Source organism: Rhodovulum steppense (assembly GCF_004339675.1).
Taxonomy (GTDB): Bacteria; Pseudomonadota; Alphaproteobacteria; order Rhodobacterales; family Rhodobacteraceae; genus Rhodovulum; species Rhodovulum steppense.
Window position 1 is genome coordinate 117906 of sequence record NZ_SLVM01000007.1, and the last position, 26582, is coordinate 144487.

The window sequence follows — 26582 nt, forward strand, 5'->3', positions numbered from 1 at the left end:
GGTCCTGCGATCAAAGCAGGTCGGCGAATTGCTCCAGATCGGCAACCGTGGCGACCAGCCCTTGCTGCGTCAGGATCGCGAGATACTCGTCAACGCTTTTAGGCGGGTTCTTCAGACGCGCGCGAACTCTGCGCAGCGCCGAGCAAACAAGACCGGGCGCGAGAGAAAGTTGATTTCGGAAAAAATCGTCCGGATGCTGGCTCTCTATGCCGAAGGGCGCAAGGGCCTCTGGCGGGAAGTCCTTCAGGTTCTGGGTCAAGATGCGTCACAGCGCCCGACGATAGCCGCCGCCAGAACGTGGCGATCATCGGGGTCGGGTAATGTGATGGCCGGCACCAAGGCCTCATAGCCGGTGACCAGACAATCGCGTGTGGCCCTGTCCATCAAGTCGCGGGTTCGCTCCAGCGCCGCCCGCTCCCGATGAGGTTCGTTACGCAGAAGAGCGTCGATCCATTCCCGATGGATGTCGGCCGTCCACTTGGCCTTGAAAAGGTCCGTGACCGCCAACTGCATCAGCGCATCGCGCATCGGCGCGGGATATAGGACGTTCGCGTCGAACAGTACCGTGTACTGGCTCATCTGGACCCATAGCCCATGTCCTGCTCTTGAGCGTCCGCGGCCAGTTGATCGAGCACCGCTTCGCGCTCGCTGTCGATCGCGGCCTTGTAGGACATCACGTCCTCCATGCGGACGCGGCGATGCTTGCCGACCTTCCGATGCGGGATGCTGCCATCCTCGAGCAGCTTGATCAGGAACGGCCGCGAGACGTTCAGGACCTCAGCTGCCTGCACTGTCGAGAGCTCGGCGTTCTCGGGGATGAGGGTGACCCCGCGCCCCGCTGCCATCGCCTCAAGGATCTCCATGAGCAGTGATACGGCGCCCGCCGGAAGCTCGATCGGCGTCGTCTGTTCCGAGTCTGTAACGCGAAGCTTCAATGGTGCCCGCGCCTGCACATAGCGTGACAATGCCTGCCCAGAGACGCGCGCGATCGCCGCGTCCTGCGGTGTCGGTGGCAGGTGCCGGTGTGCCAACATGGCCATGATGGTGTCCTCTCCTTCCTCTGCTGTCTATCACCATATATGAAATAAGTGTATTAAGTGCAGCGGTTTTTGTGCACATCCTGCTTTGCGCGGGCTCTGACACCTCTTCCCTGCGGCCGAGCGGCTTGCCGCCCCGCAGGCCGAGGCCGGACTGACGGTTGCCGCGCTTGCGGAGCGCATCCAGGAGGTCCATCCGGGCGTCGAGCAGATCCGCCGGTCGTCCTCGGGCCGGATCACCGCCTACTGCTTCGATCAGGGCGCGCCCGGTGCCGCCGTGATCGACCCCGCGACCGGGCAGGACGTGGCCTCGGCCGACCCGAACCAACTCGAGCGCTGGCTCACCAACCTTCATCGCTCGCTGTTCCTCGGTGACGGCGGGCGCATCGCCATGGCGGCGGGTGCGGCGGCGATGCTGGTCCTCTCGCTTTCCGGCGCGGCGCTGGTCGCGCGGCGTATGGGCGGTTGGCGGCACTGGTTCGCGCCTCTGCGGGGTTCCCTCGCGGGCAGGCTGCACGTCGAGATCGCCCGGATCGCCGTTTTCGGCCTCATTTTGTCGTCCACCACAGCCCTCTGGATGACGGGCGTCCACCTTCGGTCTTCTGCCCGACGGAGGCGCCATGCCAGCCGTCCCCGCCGAGGTCAGCGGTGAGACGGGGGGCGCTCCGGACCAGATGGCCACGCTGCGGCAGACGCCCGTCGCCAAGCTCTCGGCCGAGGCCTAGGCAAATGCCGGACCGCACAGGGTTCGCTGACTCGACGGGACAGCATTTGCATTTGGCAAGTCGCCGGTGATGGCGTGGTACTTCCTGGCCGACGACGGCACCACCATGCGCAGGATCCCCCCGCAAAAAAGGCCGGGGTCGTCAAGGGCGGGCGGATTGCGGGCGCGTCCTGGGCAGCCCCGGCGGCGCGTGGCATGCCGGGCCGCGGATCACTCGGCCGCGATGCGGCTGGTGCGCATGACGCCGTCCGTCGGCAGCCGGAACTGGCGCACCAGATCGACCAGCGCGCCGGCTTCCTCGCGCAGACCCTGACCGGCCGCCGATGTCTGTGCCAGCGTGGCGGCGTTGTTCTGCACATCCTTTTCGAGCGCACCGACCGCGGTGTTGATCTCGGTAATCCCTGTCGCCTGATCCACGGTATTGCCCGCGATCTCGGTGACCTTCTCGACGACATGCAGGATCGACTCCTGGATCGCCGACAGCGCCGTGACCGAATCCGATACCAGCCTCACGCCATCGGCCACATGCGCTTCGCTGCTGCGGATCGCCGCCGATCGCTGAGGCTAGGCCAGGGGTTCGTATATTGCCCGCGCAGCATCTCAGGGGCGGTTGACCGGCACGGCGTCGAATTCGGGAACGTCGAGGCCAAGCCCGATATTGCGGGAAAGGTGGTGTGCCTGCTGTCGGATCACGTCGCAGAGACCTTTCGCGGCTGGGCGTGGGAGCTCGTCGGCTGCCTTGAGGAGTGTCTGGATGATCGACGCGGTCCGCCGCTGCTGCGGCTTGCCGAAGCTACGCGCGCCAAGTGCCTTCAGGAAGTGATCGAGATCTTCCCCGGTGATGTCGTCGGCAACCCGTGCCTCCCCGATGCGAAACGACATCTCGTGGGTCACGTTGTCGAGCATGACCGGGTCGATATCGTAGGCAGGCGCAAGCTCGGGTTTCGACCCGGTATGGAGAAGCGCATGGTTTTTCGCGTGATTGTCGGAATTCCCGAGGACGAGATTCACCAAGGTGATCTCGAAAAAGGCCTGCCGCGCTTTCGCTGGGACGCGGGTTGCATCGAGAAGGCGGCCGATCGCGCCCGCCGTGAAGGCCCTACCTTCCCCGCCGTTGCGTTCGTATTTCAGCCAATGGCCGAATCCGAGTGCCTGGCAGAAGTCTTCCTGATGCACCCGATGCACAACGTTCCCGTCGAGGCGGCGGTCGAAGCGTGCCACGAGAAGGCCCTTCAGGTCCCCTTCGCCCAACACGCAGGTTTCGGCCACCTGGTGCGTCTGGGCCCTGGCCATTAGGCGCGTGGCGAGGTGCTCGCGCAGGACCGAGGTCATGTCCGCCGCCCTTGGCACCTTCAGGATATGCGTCGTCGGTGCGCCGCTACCCGGATGCGGCAACCCCAGGCGCCCGTCGGGCAGTCGCGCGAGCGCGATCTTTCCCTGAACGCCAGCCAGTGGCGACGGATCCTCCGTTTGTGGCGGAACGCGCCGGTGATCCCGCAAGGAGACCATGATTTCTGCAAGTGACCCGGCGACGGGGAGCGGGTTCGTCACGGCCGACAGGGCTCCGGGTATCGCGGGCGAGCCGTCGAGCGCGCCATAGTCCAGGTCGAGCCGTCCCGGTCGCTTTCCCGGCGGGGACCCTTCCGGCACGCAGCTGATCGCACCGGGGCAATCGGCTCCTAGATGAAAGAGCAATCCGACGATATCGCGCTCCGAGATGCCGTGGCGCTGCATGATCTGATCGCGCATCTCGTTCTCGAAGAGCAGGTTGGAAAAGAAACCTCGCGTGATGACATCGCCATAAGGCTCTTCCCGTATCGGCATCGACAACGAGACCGGATGGGGAATGGCGTCTGTGATGTAGGCGAAAGACATGGTGCCGTCCTCCGAGGAGGAGAGTTTCCCGACAGGTTCCAGGCCAGCCTCGAGATAGACATCGAGGACGGTCATCTTCGATCCACGCCTTCGGGCGGCGTGACCTCGAGAGTCACGCCGAGGTCGCGGCAGATCTGGAGAACGAGACCCAGTTGGGCGGTCTCCTTGCCCTGCTCGATGCTCCGGATCGTCGGTCGGGATATCCCGGTCTGAAGCGACAGCGCCTCCTGCGTGATTCCGAGCGCCTTCCGCGTTCGCCTCAGTACGGTGCCGAGAGATGCGGCATCTGTAATCGGGAGTGTGGTCATGGGTCCCAAATGGAAAAAATCATTTTCAAATGCGGTCTATAAGGTAAGACGGCCTCAAAAGGCAAGGATCTTTTCCATTGCCGTGAAGCAAGAGTGAGTCGAGCAAAAAGGAAAAGATCACTTCCATATTTTGCCATGCTGCAGATATCGATGCCAGTCGCCGCGCCGTCCGGGGCGTTGCGCTCATCATGAATGGCCGCTTCGGGGAACGCCTGGCCGGCGCCATCCGCGCCGATCCGGAGCTGGCGACGAACAAGCTCGCCGAGGCAAGGGGAAGGTTCCTTGAGTGGCGGCCCTTCAAAATGCCATGGAAGAGGACATCCGTCCGAAGGAGCAACTATCGGCGCGCCAACACGTCGCCATGCGCGACCGCTACGCTGACGCTATCACGGGGTGATGATCGCAAGTAACGGAAGATGGGAATGTTCAGTACGCGCGTCCTTTTCGGTTCAACTGCACTGATGCTGGCCGCGGCTTGCCAGCCGACCACGGAGCAACTTGTCAAGCAGGGGAAACCGATCGAACTCATTTATCCTACGAAGTCCGGCGTAACTGCCGCAGGCAGGCAAAAAGACTTCACCAATTGCAGGATAGAGGCGGCTCAACGCGTACCGCAGCACACAATGACGCGCACGACACCCACCTACACCACACCCATTCAAACGCAGTGCTACAACTACGGTTACACGGTAAGCTGCAACACCACCGGTGGCCAAACCTATGGGGGCAACACCTACACCTATGACGCGAACTTGGAGCTTCGCGCGGCGGCCGAAGCACAATGCTTGCATCGAAAGGGCTACACGTTGACGACTATCCCCAAGTGCCCGCCTGGAGAAAAAACAAAGCCCGTCCGCGAGCAACTGTATGCCTTGTCCCGAAATACTTGCTACGTGGCTGACGAAAAGGGAAACTACGCTGTAACTGAAAAGCTCCGATGAGGCAGGGCGGCGGGCTTTGATGATGTGACCGTCCCCCTTTGTGGATCATTGCAGACCCACCTTGGCACATCGATGCCGTCGGGGGGGGGGCGGTCAGGTCACGTCCGTCAAGCTGGGGAACGTCCGAAAAACGTCCGTCCCCTCGGTTGATCAAATACACATTGACGCCAAATAGCCTTCTAACCTGCGGCTGGGGTCAATACCGGCGCCGATCATGATCCCTTCACTTCCATAGAAAACGCCGTGATTACAGAATGCTGAGTTTCCAAAGGCGGAAGGGTCACGTTTCCGTGCTGATCCACACCATGGCGCGCACTAGGGCCTCGACATCGAGCTTGCGTTTGCCCGAGCGCAGGGCACGGCCGAGGGCGCGATCGAAGCCGAGATCCTTCCACAACTCGTGCAGCGCGAAGACGTCGCCATAGGCCCGGGCCGGCTCATGGGTGATCTCGTCCGAGGTGTCGGCGAGGCGCTCCTAATGCCAGCGAAAAAATGGCACCTTTTTGTCACTCTCCCGTACAAGATCATGAAAAATCGACCCCAGTGAGGGTTGCGGACTGGGGATGCGTCTGCGTCTGCACGTTCGGCCAGCGCCTGCCAATGGCGCTGGAAGCTGGGCAGGCGCAGCGCGGAAAGCATGGCGGGCAGCGCGTGGACATCGACGGGGCGGGGAGCGGCGGGGGCGGTCATGCGCAGCCCTCCAGCAGGGCGTCGAAGCTGGCCAGTTCTGTCAGGGCGACGGGGGTGTCGATCGGGAGGGCCCGCTGTGGCGGCTCCAGTCGTTCCTTCAGCCGGCGGGCCTCGGGCAGCTCGCCCCGACCGAGGCTGTCGGCGATCAGGAGGGCCAGTTCGGCCTCGCAGCCTTCGTCATGGGCGAGGCAGAGCAGGTCGACCATGCGACGGCAGGCGTCGCGGCGGGGCAAGGCGGCGGAGAAGGCGGCCCAGGCCTCGGCGTATTCCGGGCGCGGAAACAGGCCGTCGCGATAGACCGAACCTGCCAGCGCCTGCGGCTTGCGGCGCAGGGCATGAATCACATGGCGATAGTTGACGCAATGGACGCGCACGCCGTCATCACGCCCCCGGCGTCGCGGGTGGGTGACGACATGGGTGGCGCCAAGGAAGGCCTCGATCCGGTCGTCGTAGACGTGAACCCGCAGCCGCTGACCGATCAGCTGCGAGGGCGCGGAGTAGAACACGCTGTGAACGAGGAAGCCCCCGGTCTTCGTCACGCCGGCCTAAAAGATCAAGAACTTGCGGGCCTGCAACGAAGCGCGCCACGCCCATGGCCTTGCGGGGTTCGACACCTCGCTGCCGGTTGCACCGCCCCGGCGCTGCCCGGATTGCGGGCTCACCCAGACGGGGCGCAGCGCGTGCCTCAACAGTTTCAGGCGGTCGCAGGCGGTAGCGGCAGGCGCGGGCCGCGCAGTGGTTGCGGCGCATCGCTGCGCGTGAAGCGTCCCGGCGGAAGCAGGATGTCGGCCAGGGTATAGCGGTCAAAGGCCGCAATGAAGGCCCCCACGCTCTCGTTGACAACCTCTGCAAGACGGCAACCGCGCGTGATCGGACACATGTTTTCGGTCTGGAAACACTCGACCATCCCGAAATCCGGCTCGGTCTTGCGCAACAGCACGCCCAGGTTGATCTGTTCGGGTGCCCGTGCCAGCATGAAGCCGCCATGATGGCCGCGCAGGGCGCTGACATAGCCCTCGGCCGACAGGAACATCACCACCTTCTTGAGGTGCATCCGCGAGATGCCGAAAAGCTGCGCCGTCTCCTCGACGGTCACGCGCTCGCCGGGGCGGCTGGCGGCGAAAAGCAGTGCGCGCAGGGCGTAGTCGCTGAACTTGGTGAGTCGCATGCAGGGCCTCCGAAACTGTTCGGCCGGTTTGCGGAAATATGTCGGCCACGGACTTGACATGGCTCAACCCGCGCCGACCCCGGGCAACAGCCAAGGCGGGAAGTTTTTCGATTCCGGCCGGCTTCCTGATGAAAATCACCATTTCAGGAGCATTCGCCTTGATCCTGATCAATGTCGTCTCCGCCCGGATCGGAAAGGTTGCGGTATGCAATCGCGTACCCGCCATCCGTTCCTGCCCCTGCTGCTTGCCCTGGCCTTGGTCCTGTCTGGACTTGCGCAAGGTCATGCGCTGGCCGGGACTGCGGCAGGCCAGATCGAGATGGAGATCTGCGCAGGCGGCGAGGCCCGCCGCGTGGTGATCGACGCGCTTGGCGCTCCGGTGGATCCGGACGAAACCTGCCAGCGCAAGCTCTGCCCCGATTGCGTGTCCGTCAAGGACGCCACGCTGGCAGGCGCCCCTGCGCCTGTCGGCCACCGGTTGCCGCGCCGCGGCGCAAGGGCCCGCCCCGCTTTCCGTTTCCGTCCGCACCGCCGGCCGCAGGCCGCGCAGGCGCGCGCCCCTCCAAGCATGGCCTGATCTGATGTTCCCTGCCCCCGCGCCGATCCGTTCCGTCCCGTTCCGACCCGCCCACCTCCGGCGCGTGGTGGCCTTGGCCCTGGCCCTGTTGCTCTGCCTGCTTCCGGCGCTGGCCATGGCGCAGGCGCCCCATCTGCCGCGCTATCTGGCCGAAACGGCCCCGGACAGCATCGTGGCGGGCGCCACGGGGTTCGGCGAGATGCGCACCGATATGCCGGTGGCGCCGATCCTCGGACCCGAGGGGCAGTTCGGCTGGGTTTTCGTCAACTCCGATTTCGTCGGCACCACCGGCTATTCCGGCAAGCCGATCCACATCATGGTCGCGGTTGACGACGATGCGCGGATCATCGGGCTGAACCTTGTCCAACACTGGGAACCGATCGTGCTGATCGGCATTCCCGAAATCCGCATCCGCACCCTGATGCAGGAGCATGTCGGGCTTGACCTTGCGGCCGCCGCAGCCGCAGGCGGGTCGTTCGAGATGCTCAACATCATTTCGGGCGTGACCGTCACCATCATGGTGATCGACGATTCCATCGTCCGCTCGGGTATTCGCGTGGCCCGCTCCCTGGGCCTCGGCGGGCTGGCGCCGCCCGGCGAACCGGTCGGCCCGCAGTTCGAGATCGACCCCGCCGCCGTGGCCGCCCCGGGCTGGATGACGCTGCTGGGCGACGGCACGCTGCGGCGGATGTCGCTGGATGTGGGGCAGGTGAACGACGCCTTCGCCGATCTCGATGATCCGCGCGCCGCTGCCCGGCCCCTCGCCGACCCGCCCGAGACCTCGTTCATCGACCTTTACGCCGCGCTGGTGAGCGTGCCCGCCATCGGCGAGCGGCTGCTCGGCCCGGCCGAGCACGCCAATCTGCGCCGCTGGCTGAACGAGGAAGAACACGCGATCCTGGTGGCCGGGCGGGGCACCTATTCCTTCAAGGGCTCAGGCTATGTCCGCGGTGGCCTGTTTGACCGGATCGTGCTGGTGCAGGGCGACATGTCGATCCGCTTTCGCGACCGCGACCACCGCCGACTGGGCGAGATCGCCGCCAGCGGGTCGCCGCGCTTTGCCGAACTTGACCTGTTCCGCATCCCCGCCGATGCGGGCTTCGACCCGACCGAGCCCTGGCGGCTGCAACTTCTGGTGCAGCGCGACGTGGCGGCGCTGGAGCGGGCATTCACCACCTTCGACCTGGCCTATCAACTGCCCCTGCCCTATCTGCGCGAAATTCCTCGCGCCGTCGCGCCGATTCCCGACATGGTGCAGGACACCGAGGCCGAACGCGCCGCGCAACTGGCGCTGATCGACCGCATCTGGCGCGACCGCGCCCGGGAGATCGCCGGACTGCTGATGATGCTGTCGGTGCTGACCGGGGCCTTCTTCTTCCAGATGGTCCTGACCCGGTCGGAACGGGCGGTCTACTGGTTCCGGATGGGGTTTCTCGGCTTCTCGCTTGTCTTCCTGGGCTGGTACGCGGCGGCACAACTCAGCGTGGTGAACATCCTGTCGCTGGTGCAATCCATGCGCTCGGGATTCAGCTGGCAGGCCTTCATGCTGGACCCGCTGACCTTCATCCTGTGGTGGGCGGTGGCCGCGGCGCTGATCTTCTGGGGACGCGGGGCCTATTGCGGCTGGCTGTGCCCGTTCGGCGCGTTGCAGGAACTGACGAACCAGATCGCGCGGGCACTGAAGGTTCCGCAAATCAGGATCCCCTGGACGCTGCACGAACGCCTTTGGCCGGCGAAATACATCATCTTTCTGGTGATGTTCGCGGCCAGCCTTGCCGCCGTGCCCTGGGCGAGCCAGCTCAACGAGGTCGAACCCTTCAAGACCGCGATCGTGCTGCGCTTCGACCGCGCCTGGCCCTTCGTGACCTTTGCGCTGGCGCTGCTGTTCATCGGGCTCTTCGTCGAACGCTTCTATTGCCGCTATCTCTGCCCGCTGGGCGCGGCGCTGGCGATCCCGGCCCGTATCCGCATGTTCGACTGGCTCAAGCGCTATCCCGAATGTGGCAGGCCCTGCCAGACCTGTGCCAACGAATGCTTCGTCCAGGCGATCCACCCCACCGGCGAGATCAATCCCAACGAATGCCTGAACTGCATGCACTGCCAGGTTCTTTACCAGTCCAAATCGAAATGCCCCGTCGTGATCCGCCAGATCAAGCGGCGTGCCGCGGTCGGCGGCAAGCCCGCCGGGGCGCTGGACAGCTTCCACACCGATACCCTCGCAGACAGGAAGGAGAAAACCCATGTCTGAGCGAACGAAACCCGACGGGATCAGCCGGCGCGGCCTTCTGGGCGCGACCGCCGGCGGCGCTGCCCTGGGCGTCACGGGCGCGCTTGGCGCCAGCCTCGCACCCTCGCGCGCTTCGGCCCAGACCTCGGCCGCGGCACAGGCCCATGTGGGGCCGGGCGAACTGGACGAATATTACGGCTTCTGGTCCTCGGGCCAGACCGGCGAACTGCGCATCCTCGGCGTGCCGTCCATGCGCGAACTGATGCGCATTCCCGTGTTCAACACCTGCTCGGCGACCGGCTGGGGCATCACCAACGAGTCGCTCGCCATCATGAACGGGAACCTCACCGAAAAGACCCGGAAATACATGGAGGCGAACGGGTTGAAGGTGCTGCCCAACGGCGACCTGCACCACGTCCACATGTCCTTCACCGAAGGCAAGTATGACGGCCGGTTCCTGTTCATGAACGACAAGGCCAACAGCCGCATCGCCCGCGTCCGCTGCGACGTGATGAAATGCGACCGGATCGTCCAGATCCCCAATGCCAAGGCGATCCACGGGCTGCGTCCGCAGAAATGGCCGCGCACCAACTATGTCTTCGCCAATGGCGAGGACGAGGCGCCGATGATCAATGACGGCCAGATCCTGGACGAGCCCGACAAGTACGTGAACTTCTATACCGCCCTGAACGCGGACACGATGGAGGTGGCCTGGCAGGTGATGGTGTCGGGCAATCTCGACAACACCGATGCCGATTACGAGGGCAAATGGGCCTTCTCGACCTCGTACAACTCGGAAATGGGCATGACCCTGCCCGACATGACCGCCGCGGACATGGACCATGTGGTGGTCTTCAACATCGCCGAGATCGAACGCGGCATCGTCGAGGGCGACTTTGTCGAACTCAACGGCGTCAAGGTGATCGACGGGCGCAAGGGGGTGAACAAGAAATACACCCGCTACATCCCGATCCCCAACAACCCGCATGGCTGCAACATGGCACCGGACAAGATCCACCTGTGCATCGGCGGCAAGCTCTCGCCCACGGTCAGCGTGATCGACGTGCGCAGGCTGGATGCGTATTTCGAGGATGACAGTCTCGATCCACGCTATCCGGTCGTGGCCGAGCCGGAACTGGGCCTCGGGCCGCTGCACACCGCCTTCGACGGCAAGGGCAACGCCTATACCACGCTCTTCCTCGACAGCCAGATCGTGTTCTGGAACATCGAGGGCGCCGTGCGCGCCCATGACGGTGAGAATGTCGATCCGATCATCTCCAAGACCGACGTGCATTACCAGCCCGGCCACAACTCGACCACCATGGGCGAGACCCTGGACGCGGACGGCAAGTTCTTCGTCTCGATGAACAAGTTCTCAAAGGATCGGTTCCTGAATGTCGGTCCGCTGAAGCCCGAGAACGAACAGCTTTTCGTCATCGACGGCGACCGGCTGCATCTGGTGCACGACGGACCGACCTTCGCCGAACCGCACGACTCGATCCTCGTGCACCGTTCGGTGATGAACCCCGTCCATGTCTGGGACCGCAACGACCCATCATGGGCCGCGGCGCGCGCTCAGGCCGAGGCCGACGGTGTGGACCTGGACTGGGGCGAAGACGTGATCCGCGACGGCAACAAGGTGCGCGTCTACATGCACTCGATGGCGCCGAGTTTCAGCCTTGAGAGCTTCACCGTGCAGGAGGGCGACGAGGTCACGGTCTATGTCACCAACCAGGACGACATCGAGGATCTGACCCACGGCTTCTGCCTGGGCGATCATGGCATCGCGATGGAGATCAGCCCGCAACAGACCGCCTCTGTCACCTTCGTCGCGGCCAAGCCCGGGGTCTTCTGGTACTATTGCCAGTGGTTCTGCCACGCGCTGCACATGGAGATGCGCGGGCGGATGTTCGTCGAACCGCGGGACGCCTGAGCCATGCGCCGGCGCGTCCGCACTCTCGCGCTGGCGTTGCTCGCCGCTTTCCCTGTCGGGGAAGCGGCGGCCGAGCGGCTGGTGCCCGCCAAACCCGGGGCGCTTGCCGCCGCCCTCGCCGGTGTGTCCGCCGGCGAGGTGCTGATCCTCGCACCGGGCCTGCATGAGGGTCCGGTGCGACTTGATCGCCCCGTAACGCTGGACGGGCGCGGGCAGGCCGTGCTGGATGCCGGTGGGCATGGCAGCGTGATCACCGTGACCGGCCCGGACGTGACGGTCCGCGGGTTGACCATCCGCGGCTCGGGCTCGTCGCACCAGGACATCGACGCAGGCGTAAAGCTCGACCGCAGCGCCACCGGCGCGCTGATCTCGGACAACCGCATTCTCGGCAACCTTGTCGGCGTCCATGTCTTTGGCGCCCGCGACAGCGAGGTGCGCGGCAACACCATCGAGGGCCGTCGCCACCACCGCATGAACGAGCGCGGCAATGGCGTCTATGTCTGGAACGCGCCCGGAACGGTGGTCGAGGGCAACGACATCCGCTGGGGGCGCGACGGCATCTTCGCCAACGCCTCGCGCGAGAATGTCTTTCGCGGCAACCTGTTCCGCGACCTGCGCTTTGCCGTGCACTACATGTACACCCACAGCAGCGAGGTCTCGGGAAATGTCTCGCTGGGCAATCACCTCGGCTTCGCGGTGATGTTCTCGAACCGCGTGACGGTCACCGACAACCTGTCGCTGATGGACCGCAGCCATGGCGTGATGCTGAACTTCGCGAACAATGCCGATGTGCGCGGCAATCTCGTGCGCGGCGGCACAACCGAGAAATGCACCTTCATCTACAACGCGCATCGCAACCTGATCGTTGGCAACCGCTTCGAGGGTTGCGAGATCGGCATCCATTTCACCGCCGGCTCCGAGCGCAATGCGCTGACCGGCAACGCCTTCATCGGCAACCGGACGCAGGTGAAATATGTCGGCACCCGCGATATCGAATGGAGCGTGGGCGAGCGCGGCAATTACTGGTCCGACCACCCCGCCTTTGACCTGAACGGCGACGGCATCGCCGATGCGCGTTTCCGCCCCAACGACCTGATGGACCATATCCTGTGGTCGCAGCCCGCCGCGGCGCTATTGATTGGCTCGCCTGCGGTGCAACTGGTGCGCTGGAGCCAGGCCGCCTTTCCCGCCATCCTGCCCGGCGGCGTGGTGGACAGCCATCCGCTGATGCGCCCGCCCGAAATCGCCGTTCCCCCCCACATCGCCGCGCTGGAGGCCGAGGCCCGGCCCGCATGGCTGCATGGAAGACTATCCGATGACGAGCCTGACGATCTCACATCTCACTAAGCGCTTCGAGGGCGTCACGGCGCTGGACGATGTCGGCTTCGACGTCGCCCCGGGCGAGCGCGTGGCGCTGCTGGGCCATAACGGGGCGGGAAAGTCCACGCTTATGAAGATCGTGCTGGGGCTGATCCCCGCCAGTTCGGGCAGCGTTGCGCTGATGGGTGCAGCCCCGGGCAGCCGGGCGGCGCGCAGTCTTGCCGCCTATCTGCCCGAGAACGTGGCGTTTCACCCTGCGCTCACGGGGCTGGAGCAGCTCGGTTTCTATCTGCGCATGCGCGGCGAGCCTGCGCGGGGCGCCATGCCGCTTCTGGAAAAGGTCGGGCTGGGCCATGCCGCCCGCCGCCGCATCGGCACCTATTCCAAGGGCATGCGCCAGCGCGTCGGGCTGGCGCAGGCGCTGATCGGACGGCCCCGGCTGATGGTGCTGGACGAGCCGACCAGCGGATTGGACCCGGTCTCGCGCCGCGAATTCTATGCCATCCTCGACGAGCTGGCGGGCGAGGGCGCGGCGATCCTGCTGTCCTCGCACGCCCTGACCGAGGTCGAGGCCCGGACCGACCGCATCGTGATCCTGTCGCAGGGGCGGCTCAGGGCGAACGACACGCTGGCAAACCTGCGCCGCAAGGCCGCGCTGCCGATACGGTTGCAGGTGACCGCGCGGCCCGACACCGCCGACAGCGTGGCCGGCCAGCTTGCCGGCGCGCGGCGCAACGGGGTGATGGTGGACCTGATGTGCCGCCATCACGAGAAACTTGCCCGGCTGGGCCAGATCGCCGGGCTTCAGCCCCTCATCGAGGATGTCGAGGTGCTGCCGCCCAGCCTTGAAGACCTTTACAGCCATTACAGCCGGAGCGAAGGCCAATGACCCGCATCCTTGCCGCCGCCGCCGCCGAGGCCCGCATCGCGCTGCGCAACCGCTGGGTCGCCATCGCCGTCGCCATGATGGCGCTGTTTTCCATGGTGCTGTCGGCCACCGGCAGTGCCCCCACCGGCATTCTCGGCGCCGACCGTCTGTCGGTGACGGTGGCGAGCCTGACCAGCCTTGCCGTCTATCTCGTGCCCCTCGTCGCGCTTTTGATGGCCTTCGACGCGGTCGCGGGCGAGGTCGAACGCGGCACGCTGCCGCTGGTGCTGACATATCCCGTCTCGCGCGCCGAACTGATCCTGGGCAAGTTCCTAGCCCATCTCGGGGTGCTCGCGCTGGCCGTGGCGGTGGGCTACGGCATTGCCGCCGCGGCTGCGATCTGGACCGATCCGCGGGCACAGGCGGGGTTGCCCGCGCTCTGGCGGCTGGGCTGGAGCTCGGTGCTGCTGGGCGCGACCTTCCTTGGCATCGGCTATGCGCTGTCGGCGCTGGCGCGGCGGCCCGGGGCGGCGGCGGGTCTGGCGATCGGGCTCTGGCTGGTGCTGATCGTGCTGTACGATCTGGGTCTGCTGGCCGCGGTGGTGACCGATGGCGGCGGCCGGTTCACCACGCAGGTCTTCCCGTGGCTGCTGCTGGCCAATCCGGCCGATGCCTTCCGCCTCTACAACCTCGCCGCGTCCGAGGCGACCGCCGCCGCCGCCGGTCTCGGCGGTGCTGCCAGCACCATCCCCACGACACTGGCGCTGGCCTCGGTCGCGCTCTGGCCGCTGTTCTCGCTTGTCCTTGCCACACTGGCCTTCCGGAGGGTCACGCCATGAGACCTTTTCTCGCCGCCCTTGTCCTTGTCCCGCTCGTCGCGTGCCGCGATGATCTGGCCGACCTGCCCGCCCCTGTCACCATGACCGCAGAGGCGGTTGGCCATTACTGCCAGATGGACCTGCTTGAACATCCCGGGCCCAAGGGACAGGTGCATCTGACCGGCCTGCCCCACCCGCTGTTCTTCAGCCAGGTGCGCGATTCCATCGCCTATCAGCGCATGCCCGAACAAAGCCACATGATCGCGGTCATCTACGTTTCGGACATGGGCGCGCCGGGCGCCAGTTGGGACGACCCGGGTGCGGCGAACTGGATCGCCGCCGAGACGGCCCATTTCGTCGTCGGCTCGGCCATCGCCGGGGGTATGGGCGCGCCCGAACTGGTGCCCTTTTCCGACCCCGCCCGCGCTGCCGCCTTCGCCGCCAGGAATGGCGGGCAGGTGCTGCGGCTGGCCGACATCCCCGACGCCGCCGTGCTGACCCCGGTCGAGATCGAGGGCGATATCGGCGCCGGGGACGATGGCGATTTCCTGAACCGGCTGCGCGCGCTTCAGGCCGAACAGGAGAGTTGAACCATGCCCACCCGCCGCCGCCTGCTGACCATCGCTGCGGCTGCCGCCGCCTGTGCCGGGCTTCCCGCCGGTGCCGCACCGCTGACACGCTGGCAGGGTGTTGCGCTGGGGGCACCGGCCTCGATCCACCTTGCCCACCCGCAGGCCGACAGGCTGATCGCAAGGGCTCTGGCCGAGATCGCCCGGCTTGAGGCCATCTTCAGCATGCACAGGCCGGATTCGGCGCTTGCCCGGCTCAACCACACAGGGCGGCTGGACGCGCCGCCTTTCGAGCTTCTCGAATGCCTGTCGCTCTGCGCCGCCGTCCATGCCGCCAGCGGCGGTGCTTTCGACCCCTCGGTGCAACCACTCTGGCGGCTGCATGCCGAAACCCACGCGACGAGCCGCGCCCCCAGCGCCGCCGAGATCGCCGCCACCCTGCCACGCATCGGCTGGACCGGCGTGCAGGCCGAGGCACAGGCGATCACGCTTCTCCGGCCCGGCATGGCGCTGACGCTCAACGGCGTGGCGCAGGGGCTCATCGCCGACAAGGTGGCCGACCTGCTGGCGGCCGAGGGACTGACCGACATTCTGGTGAACACCGGCGAGTTCCGCGCGCTCGGCGGCCAGCCCGAGGGCGGCCCATGGCCGGTGCATCTGGACGACGCCGCAGCGACGCCCGTGCGCCTGCGCGACCGCGCGCTGGCCAGTTCCGGCCCCCTTGGCACCACCTTCGACGCGGCAGGCCGCGCGGGCCACATCCTCGATCCGCGCACCGGCAGCCCTGCCCCGCCGCGCTGGCGGCTGGTCAGCGTCACCGCCCCCCGCGCGGGGCTCGCCGACGCGCTGTCCACCGCGGCCTGCCTGCTTGACGAAACCGGCATCGCCGCGATGATTGCCGATTTCCCCGAGGCGCGGCTTGTTGGTCTTGAGGTCTGAACACCATCTTCCTCCGCACCCCACGAAACCCCTGCACCACGCCCCGGCGCCGGATCATGGAGCGAGGGCAGGCTCGGTGGTTGTCATGGGTGGCTTCAGGATCAACGGGTTCTTGTGTAATGACCGCAGAATAGAATTCTTTCGCGGATAACATGGGGGATTTTCGATCGCGGCATTTCCAGCCCTCCAGCCCGGCCACCGCGCACGGCGCATGTGACGCCGGAAAACGGCTCTGTTCTGGCCCAAAACGCAGGAACCGGCCTTCCGCGCGCCCCGCAAACGTCCTTGCATACGATGACAAACGGTCGTTTACTGGTGACATCGTGAATTGAAAGGCGCCCCACCCCATGCCCCTGATCGGCTATGCCCGCGTCTCGACCGAGGACCAGACCCCCCTGCCCCAGACCCAGGCCCTGAAATCAGCGGGCTGCGCCGAGATCCACGAGGAACAGGCCTCGGGCGGCAACCGCGCCCGCCCCGTGCTGGCCCGCGTGCTGGAGAGGATCGGCAAGGGCGACACGCTGGTGGTCGTGCGCATCGATCGGCTGGCGCGGTCGCTGTCGCATCTGCTCGAGGTGATCGAGCGGCTGGAGGCCAAGGGCGCGCATTTCCGCTCGCTGCAAGACCCGATCGACACGGCCTCGCCGCAGGGCAAGTTCACGCTTCAGGTGCTGGGCGCCGCGGCCGAGTTCGAGCGCGCCCTGATCCGCGAGCGCACCGTGGCCGGGCTGGCCAGCGCCCGCGCCCAGGGCCGGATCGGCGGCAATCCCGGCCTGCGCGCCCGCGATCCGGCGGCGCTGCGCAAGGTGCGCCTCGCCCGGCTGGACGGCTACATGCAGCGTCTGGGCGAGACCGCGCAGGACTGGGTGCCGCATGTCCGCCGCCTGCGCCCCGACATGGCGTGGGAGGATGTGCTGCGCATCGTCAACGCCCCCCTGCCCCCGGACCGGCGCTGGACGCAAAGCCGCCTGCTGCGCGCGGTCAAGTCCTATGTCCGCGACGGCTACCTGCCCGACACGGTCCTGGGCCGCGCCGGACGCCGCGAAACCGACGAACGCCTGCCCGCCATCGTCGCCGCGATCAAGGGCGCCGACCCCGACATCACCCTGCAAGCCATCTGCGACCGGCTTGAGGCGATGCGCGAACGCACCCCCCGCGGCCGGACCCGCTGGCAGGTGTCATCGGTCAAGATGCTGCTGGATCGGGCAGAACGGTTGGGCTTGCTCGGCTGAGCAAGGAGGAAACAACCCGCTCATGCAAACGGGTTCACAATCCGCAACTGGTTTTCAACGAGCAGGCCATCTTGCATGTCCTCGCTCCACAGCGTGGTGCAACCCGCAATCAATGCGCTTGCCACGATCATCGCGTCGTAGATCGAGAAGCCGTAGCGCTCCGCCAAGGCACGGCCTACGTCATGGGTGTGCAGCGTCAGGTCTTCGACGGGACATAATGCGCGCACGCCCTCGAGAAACGCCCCGGACTCCTCCCAACTGAGCCCGGCTTTGCGCCGACAGTTGACCAGCATCTCGTTCAGGACCTGGACGCTGATCCGGGGCCCCTGCCCCAGAATGACCTCGGCTCGATCGGACTTCGGGCCGTTGTCGAGCAGGTAGAGGACAATATTCGTGTCCGCGAACTCAGCGCTCATGCGTGACGTCGCGGCTCAGGCGTTCCGAAGCAGGCAACTTGCCCCGGAAGCGGCGCAGGCCGGTCAGCACCTCGTCCGCGCGCGCGAGGCGCCGTACTCTCACCTTCCCGTCGTCCTTGATCAGGTCGATCTGATCGCCTTCTTTGAGGTCAAGCTCACGGACAAGTTCCGCGGGCAAGCGGACGGCTAGCGAGTTGCCCCATTTTGCGACCTGCATCGTGACCTCCTGTAAGGATATACTTTCGTGAACGTATATCAATGGGGTTCGGAGGGCAAGCGAGACCTCTTGCCCGAGCCACTCTTGTGCGTGACTCAACGCCTGACACCAGATTTAGAAATAGCTTGCGCGAATCTGGTCGGTCAGGCAATAGTCTCGAAAAATACCGCGCGGTCACATAAAAATCGCGCCCACGGATCGAGGCAGAGATGAGCGAAGCCGAGCAAGACCTAGACATTGCTATCGGGCACTACGCAGAGCTTCTCGCGTCGAACCTTCACGCGCAACGTGCGGCTCACTTCCCTCCCGACGCCAAGAAGGTCATGCGCAGCCTGACCAGCGGCGAAGCGGCCGAGTTGCTCGGCGTCGATCATACCTATCTTCGCAAGCTTCATCGAGAAGGAAAGATCGCTGACGTCGAGACGACTGCGGGAAGTCACCGTCGGTATACGCTGGATGATGTCTGGGACATCCGCCACGCCCTTGAGGCAAATGCAAAAAAACCTGGCACCTACGTCCCGGGACGCCGTGCCGGGGACGAGCTTCAGGTTGTCTCTGTCGTCAATTTCAAGGGCGGGTCCGGTAAGACGACCACGTCGGCGCACCTTGCGCAACGCTTGGCGCTCAAGGGATATCGGGTGCTCGCGATCGACCTCGACCCTCAGGCCTCCCTTTCCGCGCTGCATGGCATCCAACCTGAACTGGATTTGATGGAGGGCGGCACCCTCTATGACGCGGTGCGCTACGATGAGCCGGTTCCGATTTCGGATGTGATCCGCAAGACCTACATCCGCGGTCTTGACCTGATTCCCGGCAACCTCGAACTCATGGAATTCGAGCACGAAACGCCCGCCGCCATTCAGCGTGGTGGCGCGCGTGCCTTTTTCGCGCGTGTGCGTGACGCGCTCGACAGTGTCGAAGCGGACTATGACGTCGTCGTCATCGACTGCCCGCCGCAGCTTGGCTTTCTGACCATGTCCGCCCTGTCTGCATCTTCTGGGGTCCTTGTAACCGTTCACCCGCAAATGCTCGATCTGATGTCCATGTCGCAGTTCCTGCGCATGACCGCTGATCTGCTTGGTGTCATCCGGGATGCCGGTGCAAATCTTCGTTTCGATTGGCTGCGTTTCCTCCCGACCCGATACAAGGTGGGTGATGCCCCGCAGACAGAGGTTATTGCCTTCATCCGCGGTCTGTTCGGTAGGTCAGTTCTGACCAACCATATGGTTGAGTCGACCGCGATCTCTGACGCAGGGCTGACGAAGCAGACGCTCTATGAGGCCGACAAGAAGGACTTCACGCGTCAGACTTTCGACCGCGCAATCGAGTCCATGAACGCTGTCAACGACGAGATCGCGACGATCATTCAGAACACGTGGGGCCGCAATGGCAAGAAAGCCTAAACTGGGGCTGCCGTTGCAGACCCTTCGCAACGCGCCCGACGCGCTCGAGGGGCGCAGGCTGCGCGGCGGCGTCTTCGAAATTGAGCCTGACCAAATCGAGGCCGCAGGTCGGCTCGATGACCGGCTGCAGATCGAGACTGAGGGTCTCAAAGCGTCGATTTCCAAGAATGGACAGCGCGTGCCGATCCTCGTCCGGCCGCTTGAGGGTGACCGCTACAGCCTGATCTATGGCCGTCGTCGACTGGAAGCTTGCAGGGAACTGGGGATCAAGGTCCGCGCCATCGTCACGGAGATGGAGGGCGATCAGGCGCTTCGCGATCAGCTTTTGGAGAACCAGGAGCGGCGGGATCTGAGCTTCATCGAACGCGCGCTTGTCGCCGCCGCCTTGCTTGACGGTGACCATCTGAGCGCATCCGAACGCACGAACAAGGGTGTCGCCGAGGTTCTCAATTTGACCGAGGCAGGAGTTTCTCAGCTGTTAGGCGTGGTTCGCACCGTTGGGGAGGACTTGATCCTAGCCATTGGTGCTGCGCCGGGTATCGGTCGGCCCCGATGGGAAGAGCTCAAGAAGTTGCTTGGGTCTACGGATGTCGAGCGCGAACGGCTCGCCGCTTTGGCCGGTGAGGCGAAGACCGCCCACCAAGGCGGTATCGACGAGAAATCCGATCATGCATTTTTGGCCGTCCTCTCTGCTGCAGGGAAGCCCGAACAGATCACATCCTCGTCTCGCCCTCGAGGGCAGCTCGGCAGGGTCATTCCGGGCGTCGGTGCCGCCACTGTCACGACCGGACGTCGTGGAAAGCAACTCAAGCTCGAGTTGAAGGCCGAGGATAGTGATTTCGTCAGCTGGTTGGAGGGCAATGCCCCACAGCTGATCGCCGAGCTTCACGAGCGCTGGAAGCGCTCGGAAGATTGAGGAAGAGCAACAACCAAAAAGGAGGCACGAGACAGGCAGAAAAGAAAAAGGCCCCGAGAAGCTAGCTTCACGAGACCTTTCTTAGGTTTCGCACGGGACCAGCCCGCTACAAAACTCAGTTTTCGCACCTCTGAACGTAGCGATCTGGTCCCTTTCCCGCAAGCGCAAAGCGATTCGCGGGCCAGGGAAATTTTGCCTTCGTGAACTGACAACATGGAGTACACGCCGATCTCGCCGTTTATGCGGCCAATTTCGCACGCCCATCTGCATGTAGTTGAGCGGTCTGAGGGATCAGTTCCGGCTAGGCCCGCCAACAAGTGGGAGCTCTTGCGCGAGCTGTCCAAGGCTCAAGGGGCCTTCGGGGTCACAGAGCGCGATCTGACCGTCCTCCAAGGGCTTCTCAGCTTTTTTCCGGGCGATGCGCTTGGCGGGAACGCGGAAATGGTCGTCTTCCCCTCCAACAAGGCGATCTGCGAGCGGCTGAACGGCATGCCCTGCTCGACGATGCGTCGCCACCTTGCCCGTCTGGTGGAAGCTGGCTTGCTTGCGCGGCGCGATAGCCCCAATGGGAAGCGCTATGTCCGCAAGCATGGCGAAGAGCGGGTGGCCTTCGGCTTCGACCTCTCGCCGCTCTACTGCCGGGCAGAGGAGATCGCAAGGGCGGCAGAAGCAGTGCGGGAAGCCGAGGACCGAATGCGGCGACTGAGAGAGGTCGTGAGCCTCATGCGGCGCGACATCGCCGCCCTGGCGGAGTTCGGGGAGGAGGTGCAGCCCGGGCTCGGTCTATGGCACCAGCTCCGCGATAAGGCCGCGCTCACGGCCCGTGCGCTACGCCGCAAGCTTTCGCTTGAGGATCTGTCGGCTTGCCGGACCGACCTTGAGACCCTTCTTGATCATGCGCGCAACGTCATCGATGGTCCAGAGACAGAAAAAATGAACACCAATGATGCCCTATCTGAGCATCACCATCTTAATTCAATAAAAGACTCTACCGATTTTGAACCTGCCTTGAATAAAGGCGGGCCGGCGGGTCCCGGATCCGAACTGGAGCTGGAGCTGGAGCCTGAGGCGGAGATTGAAGAGCCGGACATAAGGCGGGCGCCAAGGATCCCGCTCCATCTGGTGATCAGTGGCTGTCCGTCGCTCAAGACCTTCTACCATGGGGATATCCGACACTGGCACCAGCTATTCGACGCCGCGTGCCATGTCCGACCGGCGATGGGGATCAGTGCATCGGCTTGGGAAGAAGCGCAGCGCTGCATGGGACCAGAGCAGGCGTCGATCGTCCTTGTTGCCATGCTGGAACGTTTTGCCGAAATCAGGTCGCCCGGCGGATACCTGCGTGCGCTGACGTCCAAGGCGGCGGCGGGAGAATTCTCCTGCGGGCCGATGGTCATGGCGCTGATCGCCCGACGGAACGCGGCTTAACAGCTGTTAAGTGCTCGGAGAATGCAGGCCGATTGGTGGTGATTTAACAGCTGTTAAGTCGATTCTTGGCAGCCACCCGGTGTTCAAGAGGGAAAGGACTGGGGGTTTGAGGGTGACGGGAAGCGAGATCGGGAGAGAGGCTTCCGGCGCCCGTCTTGGAGAAGTTCTGATGGCCAAAGCAGCCCAGAAAGTCACCCTGTCCCCCTCGCGGGACGTCCCCTTCGACAAGCTCGTCCTGAGCCAGTCCAACGTCCGGCGCATCAAGGCGGGCGTCTCGGTCGAGGAACTGGCCGAGGACATCGCGCGGCGCGGGCTCCTGCAGAGCTTGAACGTCCGGCCCGTGCTCGATGCTGACGGTGTCGAGACCGGCATGTTCGAGATCCCGGCCGGCGGCCGTCGCTTCCAGGCGCTGTCGCTGCTGGTGAAGCAGAAGCGGCTGACGAAGACCGCGCCGATCCCCTGCATCGTGCGGGATGCCGCATCGGAGATCCTGGCCGAGGACGACTCGCTCGCGGAGAACATGCAGCGCGTCGCCCTGCACCCGCTTGACCAGTTCCGCGCCTTCGTGGCCCTGCGCGAAAAGGGTCAGGGCGAAGAAGCGATCGCGGCCGCCTTCTTCGTCACGCCCCAGATCGTCAAGCAGCGCCTGAAACTCGCCTCCGTGGCCCCTGCCCTGCTCGACGTCTATGCCGAGGATGGCATGACGCTGGAACAGCTCACAGCTTTCACGGTGAACCCGGATCACGCACGTCAGATGCAGGTCTGGGATGCAGTGAGGAACTCCTGGAACAAGGAGCCCTACGCGATCCGGCGCATGCTGACCGAGACCTCGGTCAGGGCCTCGGATGGTCGCGCGGTCTTCGTCGGTATCGATGCCTATGAGGCGGCGGGCGGTGGCGTCCTGCGCGATCTGTTCCAGGCCGATGACGGTGGCTGGCTCGAGCACCCTGCCCTGCTCGACCGGCTGGTCACCGAGAAGCTTCAGGCGGAAGCCGAAGCGCTCGCTTCCGAGGGCTGGAAGTGGATCGAGGTGGCGACCGATCTGCCCTATGGCTACAGCCACGGGCTCAGGCGTCTGGCCGGTGATCCGGCGCCGATGACCGACGAGGAAAGCGCCGCGCATGCCGCGCTCCTCGCCGAGTATCGTGCGCTGGAGGGGGAATACGCCGGCAATGACGAATACCCCGAGGAGATCGATGCCCGGCTCGGTCAGCTAGAGGCGGCGATGGAGGCTCTCGAACAGCGTCCGTTGATCTTCGACCCGGCCGAGGTCGCTTGCGCGGGCGCCTTCGTGACGCTGGATCGGGATGGCAGCCTCGCGGTCTATCGTGGCTATGTCCGGCCTGAGGACGAACCGCGGGAAGAGTCCGCGGTCCCGGGCGACGGCGATGCGGATGCGACGGGGCAGGGGGCAGTTGCTGGAATCCCCGGTTGGCAGCCTTCGGCGTCGTCCGCGGGCGTGACCGTCATCACCTCGGGTGGGCAGCCGATCGGCACGGACCCGTCCGATGATGACGATGACGGGGCGCTGAAGCCATTGCCCGAGCGGTTGGTCATGGAACTGACCGCACATCGGACGCTGGCGCTGCGCGAGGCCATCGGGCGATCTCCCGACGTGGCGTTGACGCTCCTGCTCCTGAAGCTCGTCTCGGACACCTTCCGCACGTCGAGTTCCTCGGGCAGCTGCCTCGAGGCCTCGGTCCGCCATGTCTACATGACCGCGCAGGCGCCCGATCTGAAGGACAGCGTCGTGGCCAAGCTCGTCGACGAGCGTCACGCAGCGTGGGAGGCCGATCTGCCCCTCGGCGACGATGCCGCCCTCTGGGACTATCTGGCCGCGCTCGACCAGAGCAGCCGACTGGCTCTGCTGGCGCACTGCCTCAGCTTCGGGATCAACGCGCTGCATGAGAAGGTGAACCCCTATGGTGCGGGCATTTCTGCCAGCGGCCTGGCGCGGCGGATGGCGCAGGCCGATCTCGTGGCCCGGGCGGTCGACCTCGACATGGTCGAAGCCGGCTGGGAGCCGACGGTCGACGGCTATCTCAACCGCGTGCCCAAGGCCCGGATCCTCGAGGCCGTGCGCGAGGCGAAGGGGGAGGGGACAGCGCAGCTTCTCGACCATCTGAAGAAGGGCGAGATGGCCAGTGAGGCCGAGCGTCTTCTGAAGGGCAGCGGCTGGTTGCCCGAGGTCCTGCGCCGCGCCGATCTGGAAGCACGTGACGGTGAGGCGATCGCAGAAGGGCAGGGGGAGGACGCAGGTCAGCCCGAGGATATCGATCTCCCCGCCTTCCTGACCGCCGATCTGCCGGAGAACGCCGCGTCGATGATGGCGGCAGAGTGATCCGAGCCATCCGGGGGCGGGGAAACCCGCCCCCAGTCAAACAAAATACCGCGATATCAATAAGATGAATGCGAAAGCGCGCATTCGGGAAGAGGAATCATGTCTGCAACGACCATCATCGACACAGCCCCCCTTGGGGCGCTGATCCGCTACACCGACGGCAGTCCCAGGCCGCCGGCACGTTTCACCAAGAAGCTCGCGGCTTGGGAACGATCAAACGGCGTCGGTCGTCTCGTGAAGAAGGAACCACCCCGGCCGTATCCGACCTGGACGGCACCGGCCTCCTTCACGCTGCACGAGGGGAACTTCTCGTCGGACGGGGTGCTCCTCGTCACCATCATGCGCAGCCATTCGACCGATAGCCGCCTTGTCTTCGAGGTGGCCGAGGAACCCAAGCCCGGGCAGGTGCGCGTGCTGCTGGACTTCGGTGGCAACACCGAGCTGTTGCATCTGGCGGAATCCATCATCGCGGCCGGGCTCTGGATCGCGCGGGAAGGCTATCGCAACGCGCGGCTCGAAATCGTCGGTGCCGAGGACGGCGATAGGGCAGGGGGCGCGGACCTGGCCGCCTGAGCCCTGACAAGGCGTGAGGGGCCTGCCGAAAGGCGGGCCTCTCACCAACCACAACCTAGTCCCGCGATGTCGCGGGGCGCCGAAGGTTCCATCCCCCAAGAAGTAGGTCTTCAACCAAGAGCCTGGCCGGGAGGCTGGCGGCGTTAGAAGCATCAGCGGGACAATGGGCTCCTGACGTCGGAGCACCATCCCCCGCTCGCCATTCCCTTCCTTGCCCCGAATCCCGTCTTCGAGATCAACCCCAAGGGGTCGGACTACGGGCGAGCCCGTGCCGCCGGGCGGATTCGGCCCCGTTTGAAGAGGGGGCCGAACGCACCCGGTGATGTCAGCCAGTCTTCGGGCCTGCGGGGTCCTGTCGCGCGGGGGATGGTCCCCCGCCTCCAAGACAGGAGCCAAACAGATGTCCCGCAAAGATGCTCACGCTTTCGCCGCCTCCCTCGCCGCCACGCTCATGGTCTCCATCGTCGTCTTCCAGGCAGGGGATGGAACCTATGGCGCTGTCCCCGCCGATGAAATCGACGGCGACGAGGTCGTGATCGTTTCGGAATACGATCCCTTCGGGTGAGGCATTGGCCTCACTTCCAGCGGGCTCGGGGACGGCGCTGATGCGCCTCCCGATCTATCGCCGACCGCGTGATCGGCGGTGCCGATCTTGGGAACCCAGTGTGCCACTTGCGCACATCGTGGTACCCAAGGGCGGAAAGCGGACCGCTGGCTCTGCGGCATTGCCTCCGCAGCATTCCGCAAAACCGCCCGCTCACGCCGACGAAGCGAACGGGCGCGAACCGGATCAATCTGTGCAGCAATTTCCCGGACCTCCACGAAACCTCCACGGAACCTCCCCGTTTTGTCAACGCCGGCATGTCATCTGGCGCAGCAGAACCGATCCGTGGATTTCCGACATGACATGCCTGCTTGTTCCAAGGCTACTTCTGATCTGCTGCCTTGCTGCGGCGCCGACCCTCGCTTCCGCCGTCGAGGTCTTGGCCGGGGCCGAGCCGGCTGGCGACCGGCCCGTCCAGCTGACGCTCGTCACCCTGACGCCTGAACGGATCGTGCTTTCCGATACATTCCCGGGACGCGTCGCGGCGTGGCGACGGGTGGAGATTCGGCCGCAGGTGGGCGGGATCATCCTGGAGCGGCCGGTGACCGAGGGGATGCGGGTCGCGGCCGGAGACGTGCTGTTCCGCATCGACCCCGCGCCGCTGAAGGCCGATCTCGCGACCGCCGAGGCGGGGCTTGCCCGCGCCAAGGCCGCGGAGGCCCATGCACGGCGCGGTCTGGAACGGTCCGACGCACTGATGGCGAAGAACGCCACCAGCGGCGAGAAGAACGACGCCGCCCGCAATGATCTGGCGCTGGCCGAGGCGAACCGCGCCGAAGCGCAGGCCATCGTCGATCGCCGCCGGTTGGATCTGGAGTTTGCCACGCTGTGCACCCCCATTGCGGGCCATGTCGCGGGCGGGCTGGCCGATGTCGGGGGGCTGGCGGCGCCGGGCGCCGAGCGGGTGCTGGCCGTGGTGCAGGATCTTGACCGGGTGCATGTCGATCTCCGCCTGCCCGCGGCCTCGCTCGACGCTATCCGGACCGCCGCCGCAGCGGGGCTGGGCGGGGTCGAGATCCTGATCGACGGAGACCGGCCCCATGTACGGCAGGGACAGCTGAAAACCTTGGACGTGATCGTCGATCCGGGCACCGGCACCGTCTCGGTCCGGGTCGAGGTCGAGAACCCCGGCCTTGCCCTGCTGCCCGGCATGTATGTCCGCGCCCGGCTGCCGCGCGGCGTGCTGCCCGAGGCGCTGCTTGTCCCCGAGGACGCGGTGCTGCGCGACGAGGCGGGCCAGGCGCAGGTCGTGGTCGTATCCGGCGCTGGCCGGGCGGCGCGGCGCCCCGTGACGCTGGGCGACGCCATCGGCGGGCGCGTGGTGGTCACCTCCGGGCTGAGGCCCGGCGAGGTGATTGCCATTCGCGGGCAGGACCGCGTGGCCGACGGCGTGCCGGTTCCCGTGGCGGCCATGGCCGCCGATGCAGCCCCTGCCTCCGTGAAGAACTGAAGCCCGAG

General features: G+C 65.4%; 27 protein-coding genes and 1 pseudogene. 18 read left to right on the forward strand and 10 right to left on the reverse strand.

The window, feature by feature from the left end:
• Positions 1–10 precede the first annotated feature (10 nt).
• Genes EV216_RS18635 through EV216_RS06400 form a run of 3 tightly spaced genes read right to left on the reverse strand, consistent with a single transcriptional unit; the run spans position 11 to position 1040 of the window.
• Positions 11–259, reverse strand: a complete 249-nt coding sequence (locus EV216_RS18635; protein WP_243641996.1) for a VapC50 family PIN domain-containing toxin — start codon at positions 257–259, stop codon at positions 11–13.
• Complete coding sequence (locus tag EV216_RS18640) at positions 256–579, reverse strand: PIN domain-containing protein (RefSeq protein WP_243641997.1); 324 nt, start codon at positions 577–579, stop codon at positions 256–258. The genes EV216_RS18635 and EV216_RS18640 overlap by 4 nt, the downstream gene beginning before the upstream one ends.
• Positions 576–1040 (reverse strand): helix-turn-helix domain-containing protein, encoded by a 465-nt coding sequence (locus EV216_RS06400; protein WP_132694221.1) that lies wholly within the window; start codon positions 1038–1040, stop codon positions 576–578. The genes EV216_RS18640 and EV216_RS06400 overlap by 4 nt, the downstream gene beginning before the upstream one ends.
• 103 nt (positions 1041–1143) lie before the next feature.
• Between EV216_RS06400 and EV216_RS06405 the strand changes: the two are divergent.
• A pseudogene (locus tag EV216_RS06405) lies at positions 1144–1747 on the forward strand (PepSY domain-containing protein); the annotation flags it as partial.
• Positions 1748–1971: 224 nt separating this feature from the next.
• Here the strand turns inward: EV216_RS06405 and EV216_RS06410 are convergent.
• The 3 genes from EV216_RS06410 to EV216_RS06420 all read right to left on the reverse strand — a co-directional run bounded on the left by EV216_RS06410 (position 1972) and on the right by EV216_RS06420 (position 3944).
• Positions 1972–2274, reverse strand: coding sequence for a hypothetical protein (locus tag EV216_RS06410; protein ID WP_165899172.1), 303 nt, complete (start codon positions 2272–2274; stop codon positions 1972–1974).
• A gap of 87 nt (positions 2275–2361) precedes the next feature.
• Positions 2362–3711, reverse strand: coding sequence for a HipA domain-containing protein (locus tag EV216_RS06415; protein ID WP_132694223.1), 1350 nt, complete (start codon positions 3709–3711; stop codon positions 2362–2364).
• Positions 3708–3944, reverse strand: coding sequence for a helix-turn-helix transcriptional regulator (locus EV216_RS06420; RefSeq protein WP_132694224.1), 237 nt, complete (start codon positions 3942–3944; stop codon positions 3708–3710). The genes EV216_RS06415 and EV216_RS06420 overlap by 4 nt, the downstream gene beginning before the upstream one ends.
• Before the next feature lie 422 nt (positions 3945–4366).
• Between EV216_RS06420 and EV216_RS06425 the strand changes: the two genes are divergently transcribed.
• A complete protein-coding gene (locus EV216_RS06425) occupies positions 4367–4885 on the forward strand; it encodes a hypothetical protein (protein WP_132694225.1) in 519 nt (172 codons plus the stop codon).
• Between the two features lie 686 nt (positions 4886–5571).
• On the opposite strand, the gene EV216_RS06435 is transcribed toward EV216_RS06425, so the two are convergent.
• A complete protein-coding gene (locus EV216_RS06435; RefSeq protein WP_132694227.1) occupies positions 5572–6114 on the reverse strand; it encodes a Mu transposase domain-containing protein in 543 nt (180 codons plus the stop codon).
• Between the two features lie 155 nt (positions 6115–6269).
• Positions 6270–6743 (reverse strand): RrF2 family transcriptional regulator, encoded by a 474-nt coding sequence (locus tag EV216_RS06440; RefSeq protein WP_132694228.1) that lies wholly within the window; start codon positions 6741–6743, stop codon positions 6270–6272.
• Between the two features lie 205 nt (positions 6744–6948).
• Here EV216_RS06440 and EV216_RS06445 point away from each other — a divergent pair, with 205 nt between their 5' ends.
• The 9 genes from EV216_RS06445 (at position 6949) to EV216_RS06485 (ending at position 17226) form a co-directional block, all read left to right on the forward strand.
• On the forward strand, positions 6949–7320 hold the full coding sequence (locus tag EV216_RS06445) for a hypothetical protein (protein ID WP_132694229.1): 372 nt from the start codon (positions 6949–6951) through the stop codon (positions 7318–7320).
• A 4-nt stretch (positions 7321–7324) separates the two neighbouring features.
• Positions 7325–9568: a NosR/NirI family protein gene (locus EV216_RS06450; RefSeq protein WP_132694230.1), complete on the forward strand. Its 2244-nt coding sequence runs from the start codon at positions 7325–7327 to the stop codon at positions 9566–9568.
• Complete coding sequence (gene nosZ, locus EV216_RS06455; RefSeq protein WP_132694231.1) at positions 9561–11480, forward strand: TAT-dependent nitrous-oxide reductase; 1920 nt, start codon at positions 9561–9563, stop codon at positions 11478–11480. The genes EV216_RS06450 and nosZ overlap by 8 nt, the downstream gene beginning before the upstream one ends.
• A 3-nt stretch (positions 11481–11483) precedes the next feature.
• On the forward strand, positions 11484–12827 hold the full coding sequence (locus EV216_RS06460; protein WP_132694232.1) for a nitrous oxide reductase family maturation protein NosD: 1344 nt from the start codon (positions 11484–11486) through the stop codon (positions 12825–12827).
• Positions 12796–13689 (forward strand): ABC transporter ATP-binding protein, encoded by an 894-nt coding sequence (locus EV216_RS06465; RefSeq protein WP_132694233.1) that lies wholly within the window; start codon positions 12796–12798, stop codon positions 13687–13689. The genes EV216_RS06460 and EV216_RS06465 overlap by 32 nt, the downstream gene beginning before the upstream one ends.
• A complete protein-coding gene (locus EV216_RS06470; protein ID WP_132694234.1) occupies positions 13686–14507 on the forward strand; it encodes an ABC transporter permease in 822 nt (273 codons plus the stop codon). Before EV216_RS06465 ends, EV216_RS06470 begins: the two co-directional genes overlap by 4 nt.
• The gene (locus EV216_RS06475; RefSeq protein WP_132694235.1) at positions 14504–15076 is read left to right on the forward strand and encodes a nitrous oxide reductase accessory protein NosL; all 573 of its coding nucleotides are present in this window, start codon (positions 14504–14506) and stop codon (positions 15074–15076) included. The genes EV216_RS06470 and EV216_RS06475 overlap by 4 nt, the downstream gene beginning before the upstream one ends.
• Positions 15077–15079: 3 nt before the next feature.
• Positions 15080–15994, forward strand: coding sequence for an FAD:protein FMN transferase (locus tag EV216_RS06480; RefSeq protein ID WP_132694236.1), 915 nt, complete (start codon positions 15080–15082; stop codon positions 15992–15994).
• A 347-nt stretch (positions 15995–16341) separates the two neighbouring features.
• Positions 16342–17226, forward strand: a complete 885-nt coding sequence (locus EV216_RS06485) for a recombinase family protein (protein WP_132694237.1) — start codon at positions 16342–16344, stop codon at positions 17224–17226.
• Positions 17227–17246: 20 nt separating this feature from the next.
• Here EV216_RS06485 and EV216_RS06490 read toward each other — a convergent pair whose 3' ends face one another.
• Together EV216_RS06490 and EV216_RS06495 are read right to left on the reverse strand one after the other, a co-directional pair.
• Entirely contained in the window at positions 17247–17642 is a 396-nt protein-coding gene (locus tag EV216_RS06490; protein ID WP_132694238.1) for a PIN domain-containing protein, read from the reverse strand.
• Positions 17632–17859, reverse strand: a complete 228-nt coding sequence (locus tag EV216_RS06495) for an AbrB/MazE/SpoVT family DNA-binding domain-containing protein (RefSeq protein ID WP_132694239.1) — start codon at positions 17857–17859, stop codon at positions 17632–17634. Before EV216_RS06495 ends, EV216_RS06490 begins: the two co-directional genes overlap by 11 nt.
• A 209-nt stretch (positions 17860–18068) precedes the next feature.
• On the opposite strand from EV216_RS06495, the gene repA reads away from it, so the two are divergent.
• From repA to EV216_RS06525, 7 genes are all read left to right on the forward strand, one after another.
• Complete coding sequence (repA, locus tag EV216_RS06500; RefSeq protein ID WP_132694240.1) at positions 18069–19262, forward strand: plasmid partitioning protein RepA; 1194 nt, start codon at positions 18069–18071, stop codon at positions 19260–19262.
• Positions 19246–20178, forward strand: a complete 933-nt coding sequence (repB, locus tag EV216_RS06505) for a plasmid partitioning protein RepB (protein WP_132694241.1) — start codon at positions 19246–19248, stop codon at positions 20176–20178. Before repA ends, repB begins: the two co-directional genes overlap by 17 nt.
• A 213-nt stretch (positions 20179–20391) precedes the next feature.
• The gene (gene repC / locus EV216_RS06510; RefSeq protein ID WP_132694242.1) at positions 20392–21606 is read left to right on the forward strand and encodes a plasmid replication protein RepC; all 1215 of its coding nucleotides are present in this window, start codon (positions 20392–20394) and stop codon (positions 21604–21606) included.
• A 169-nt stretch (positions 21607–21775) separates the two neighbouring features.
• Positions 21776–23947, forward strand: coding sequence for a ParB/RepB/Spo0J family partition protein (locus EV216_RS06515; protein ID WP_132694243.1), 2172 nt, complete (start codon positions 21776–21778; stop codon positions 23945–23947).
• A gap of 99 nt (positions 23948–24046) precedes the next feature.
• On the forward strand, positions 24047–24520 hold the full coding sequence (locus EV216_RS06520) for a hypothetical protein (RefSeq protein WP_132694244.1): 474 nt from the start codon (positions 24047–24049) through the stop codon (positions 24518–24520).
• A 400-nt stretch (positions 24521–24920) separates the two neighbouring features.
• Complete coding sequence (locus EV216_RS18175) at positions 24921–25085, forward strand: hypothetical protein (RefSeq protein WP_009574204.1); 165 nt, start codon at positions 24921–24923, stop codon at positions 25083–25085.
• Positions 25086–25422: 337 nt separating this feature from the next.
• A complete protein-coding gene (locus tag EV216_RS06525; protein ID WP_132694245.1) occupies positions 25423–26574 on the forward strand; it encodes an efflux RND transporter periplasmic adaptor subunit in 1152 nt (383 codons plus the stop codon).
• The last annotated feature ends 8 nt before the right edge of the window (positions 26575–26582 follow it).

Bases quoted from the DNA above. Each gene is read 5' to 3' on its own strand.
- EV216_RS06475 (WP_132694235.1), top strand. From the start codon at position 14,504: ATGAGACCTTTTCTCGCCGCCCTTGTCCTTGTCCCGCTCGTCGCGTGC.
- EV216_RS06450 (WP_132694230.1), top strand. From the start codon at position 7,325: ATGTTCCCTGCCCCCGCGCCGATCCGTTCCGTCCCGTTCCGACCCGCC.
- EV216_RS06425 (WP_132694225.1), top strand. From the start codon at position 4,367: ATGTTCAGTACGCGCGTCCTTTTCGGTTCAACTGCACTGATGCTGGCC.
- EV216_RS06525 (WP_132694245.1), top strand. From the start codon at position 25,423: ATGACATGCCTGCTTGTTCCAAGGCTACTTCTGATCTGCTGCCTTGCT.
- repC (WP_132694242.1), top strand. From the start codon at position 20,392: ATGGAGTACACGCCGATCTCGCCGTTTATGCGGCCAATTTCGCACGCC.
- EV216_RS06480 (WP_132694236.1), top strand. From the start codon at position 15,080: ATGCCCACCCGCCGCCGCCTGCTGACCATCGCTGCGGCTGCCGCCGCC.
- repB (WP_132694241.1), top strand. From the start codon at position 19,246: ATGGCAAGAAAGCCTAAACTGGGGCTGCCGTTGCAGACCCTTCGCAAC.
- EV216_RS06520 (WP_132694244.1), top strand. From the start codon at position 24,047: ATGTCTGCAACGACCATCATCGACACAGCCCCCCTTGGGGCGCTGATC.
- nosZ (WP_132694231.1), top strand. From the start codon at position 9,561: ATGTCTGAGCGAACGAAACCCGACGGGATCAGCCGGCGCGGCCTTCTG.
- EV216_RS18640 (WP_243641997.1), bottom strand. From the start codon at position 579: ATGAGCCAGTACACGGTACTGTTCGACGCGAACGTCCTATATCCCGCG.
- repA (WP_132694240.1), top strand. From the start codon at position 18,069: ATGAGCGAAGCCGAGCAAGACCTAGACATTGCTATCGGGCACTACGCA.
- EV216_RS06460 (WP_132694232.1), top strand. From the start codon at position 11,484: ATGCGCCGGCGCGTCCGCACTCTCGCGCTGGCGTTGCTCGCCGCTTTC.
- EV216_RS06440 (WP_132694228.1), bottom strand. From the start codon at position 6,743: ATGCGACTCACCAAGTTCAGCGACTACGCCCTGCGCGCACTGCTTTTC.
- EV216_RS06470 (WP_132694234.1), top strand. From the start codon at position 13,686: ATGACCCGCATCCTTGCCGCCGCCGCCGCCGAGGCCCGCATCGCGCTG.
- EV216_RS06445 (WP_132694229.1), top strand. From the start codon at position 6,949: ATGCAATCGCGTACCCGCCATCCGTTCCTGCCCCTGCTGCTTGCCCTG.
- EV216_RS06420 (WP_132694224.1), bottom strand. From the start codon at position 3,944: ATGACCACACTCCCGATTACAGATGCCGCATCTCTCGGCACCGTACTG.
- EV216_RS18175 (WP_009574204.1), top strand. From the start codon at position 24,921: ATGTCCCGCAAAGATGCTCACGCTTTCGCCGCCTCCCTCGCCGCCACG.
- EV216_RS06490 (WP_132694238.1), bottom strand. From the start codon at position 17,642: ATGAGCGCTGAGTTCGCGGACACGAATATTGTCCTCTACCTGCTCGAC.
- EV216_RS06515 (WP_132694243.1), top strand. From the start codon at position 21,776: ATGGCCAAAGCAGCCCAGAAAGTCACCCTGTCCCCCTCGCGGGACGTC.
- EV216_RS06495 (WP_132694239.1), bottom strand. From the start codon at position 17,859: ATGCAGGTCGCAAAATGGGGCAACTCGCTAGCCGTCCGCTTGCCCGCG.
- EV216_RS06485 (WP_132694237.1), top strand. From the start codon at position 16,342: ATGCCCCTGATCGGCTATGCCCGCGTCTCGACCGAGGACCAGACCCCC.
- EV216_RS06465 (WP_132694233.1), top strand. From the start codon at position 12,796: ATGACGAGCCTGACGATCTCACATCTCACTAAGCGCTTCGAGGGCGTC.
- EV216_RS06415 (WP_132694223.1), bottom strand. From the start codon at position 3,711: ATGACCGTCCTCGATGTCTATCTCGAGGCTGGCCTGGAACCTGTCGGG.
- EV216_RS06400 (WP_132694221.1), bottom strand. From the start codon at position 1,040: ATGGCCATGTTGGCACACCGGCACCTGCCACCGACACCGCAGGACGCG.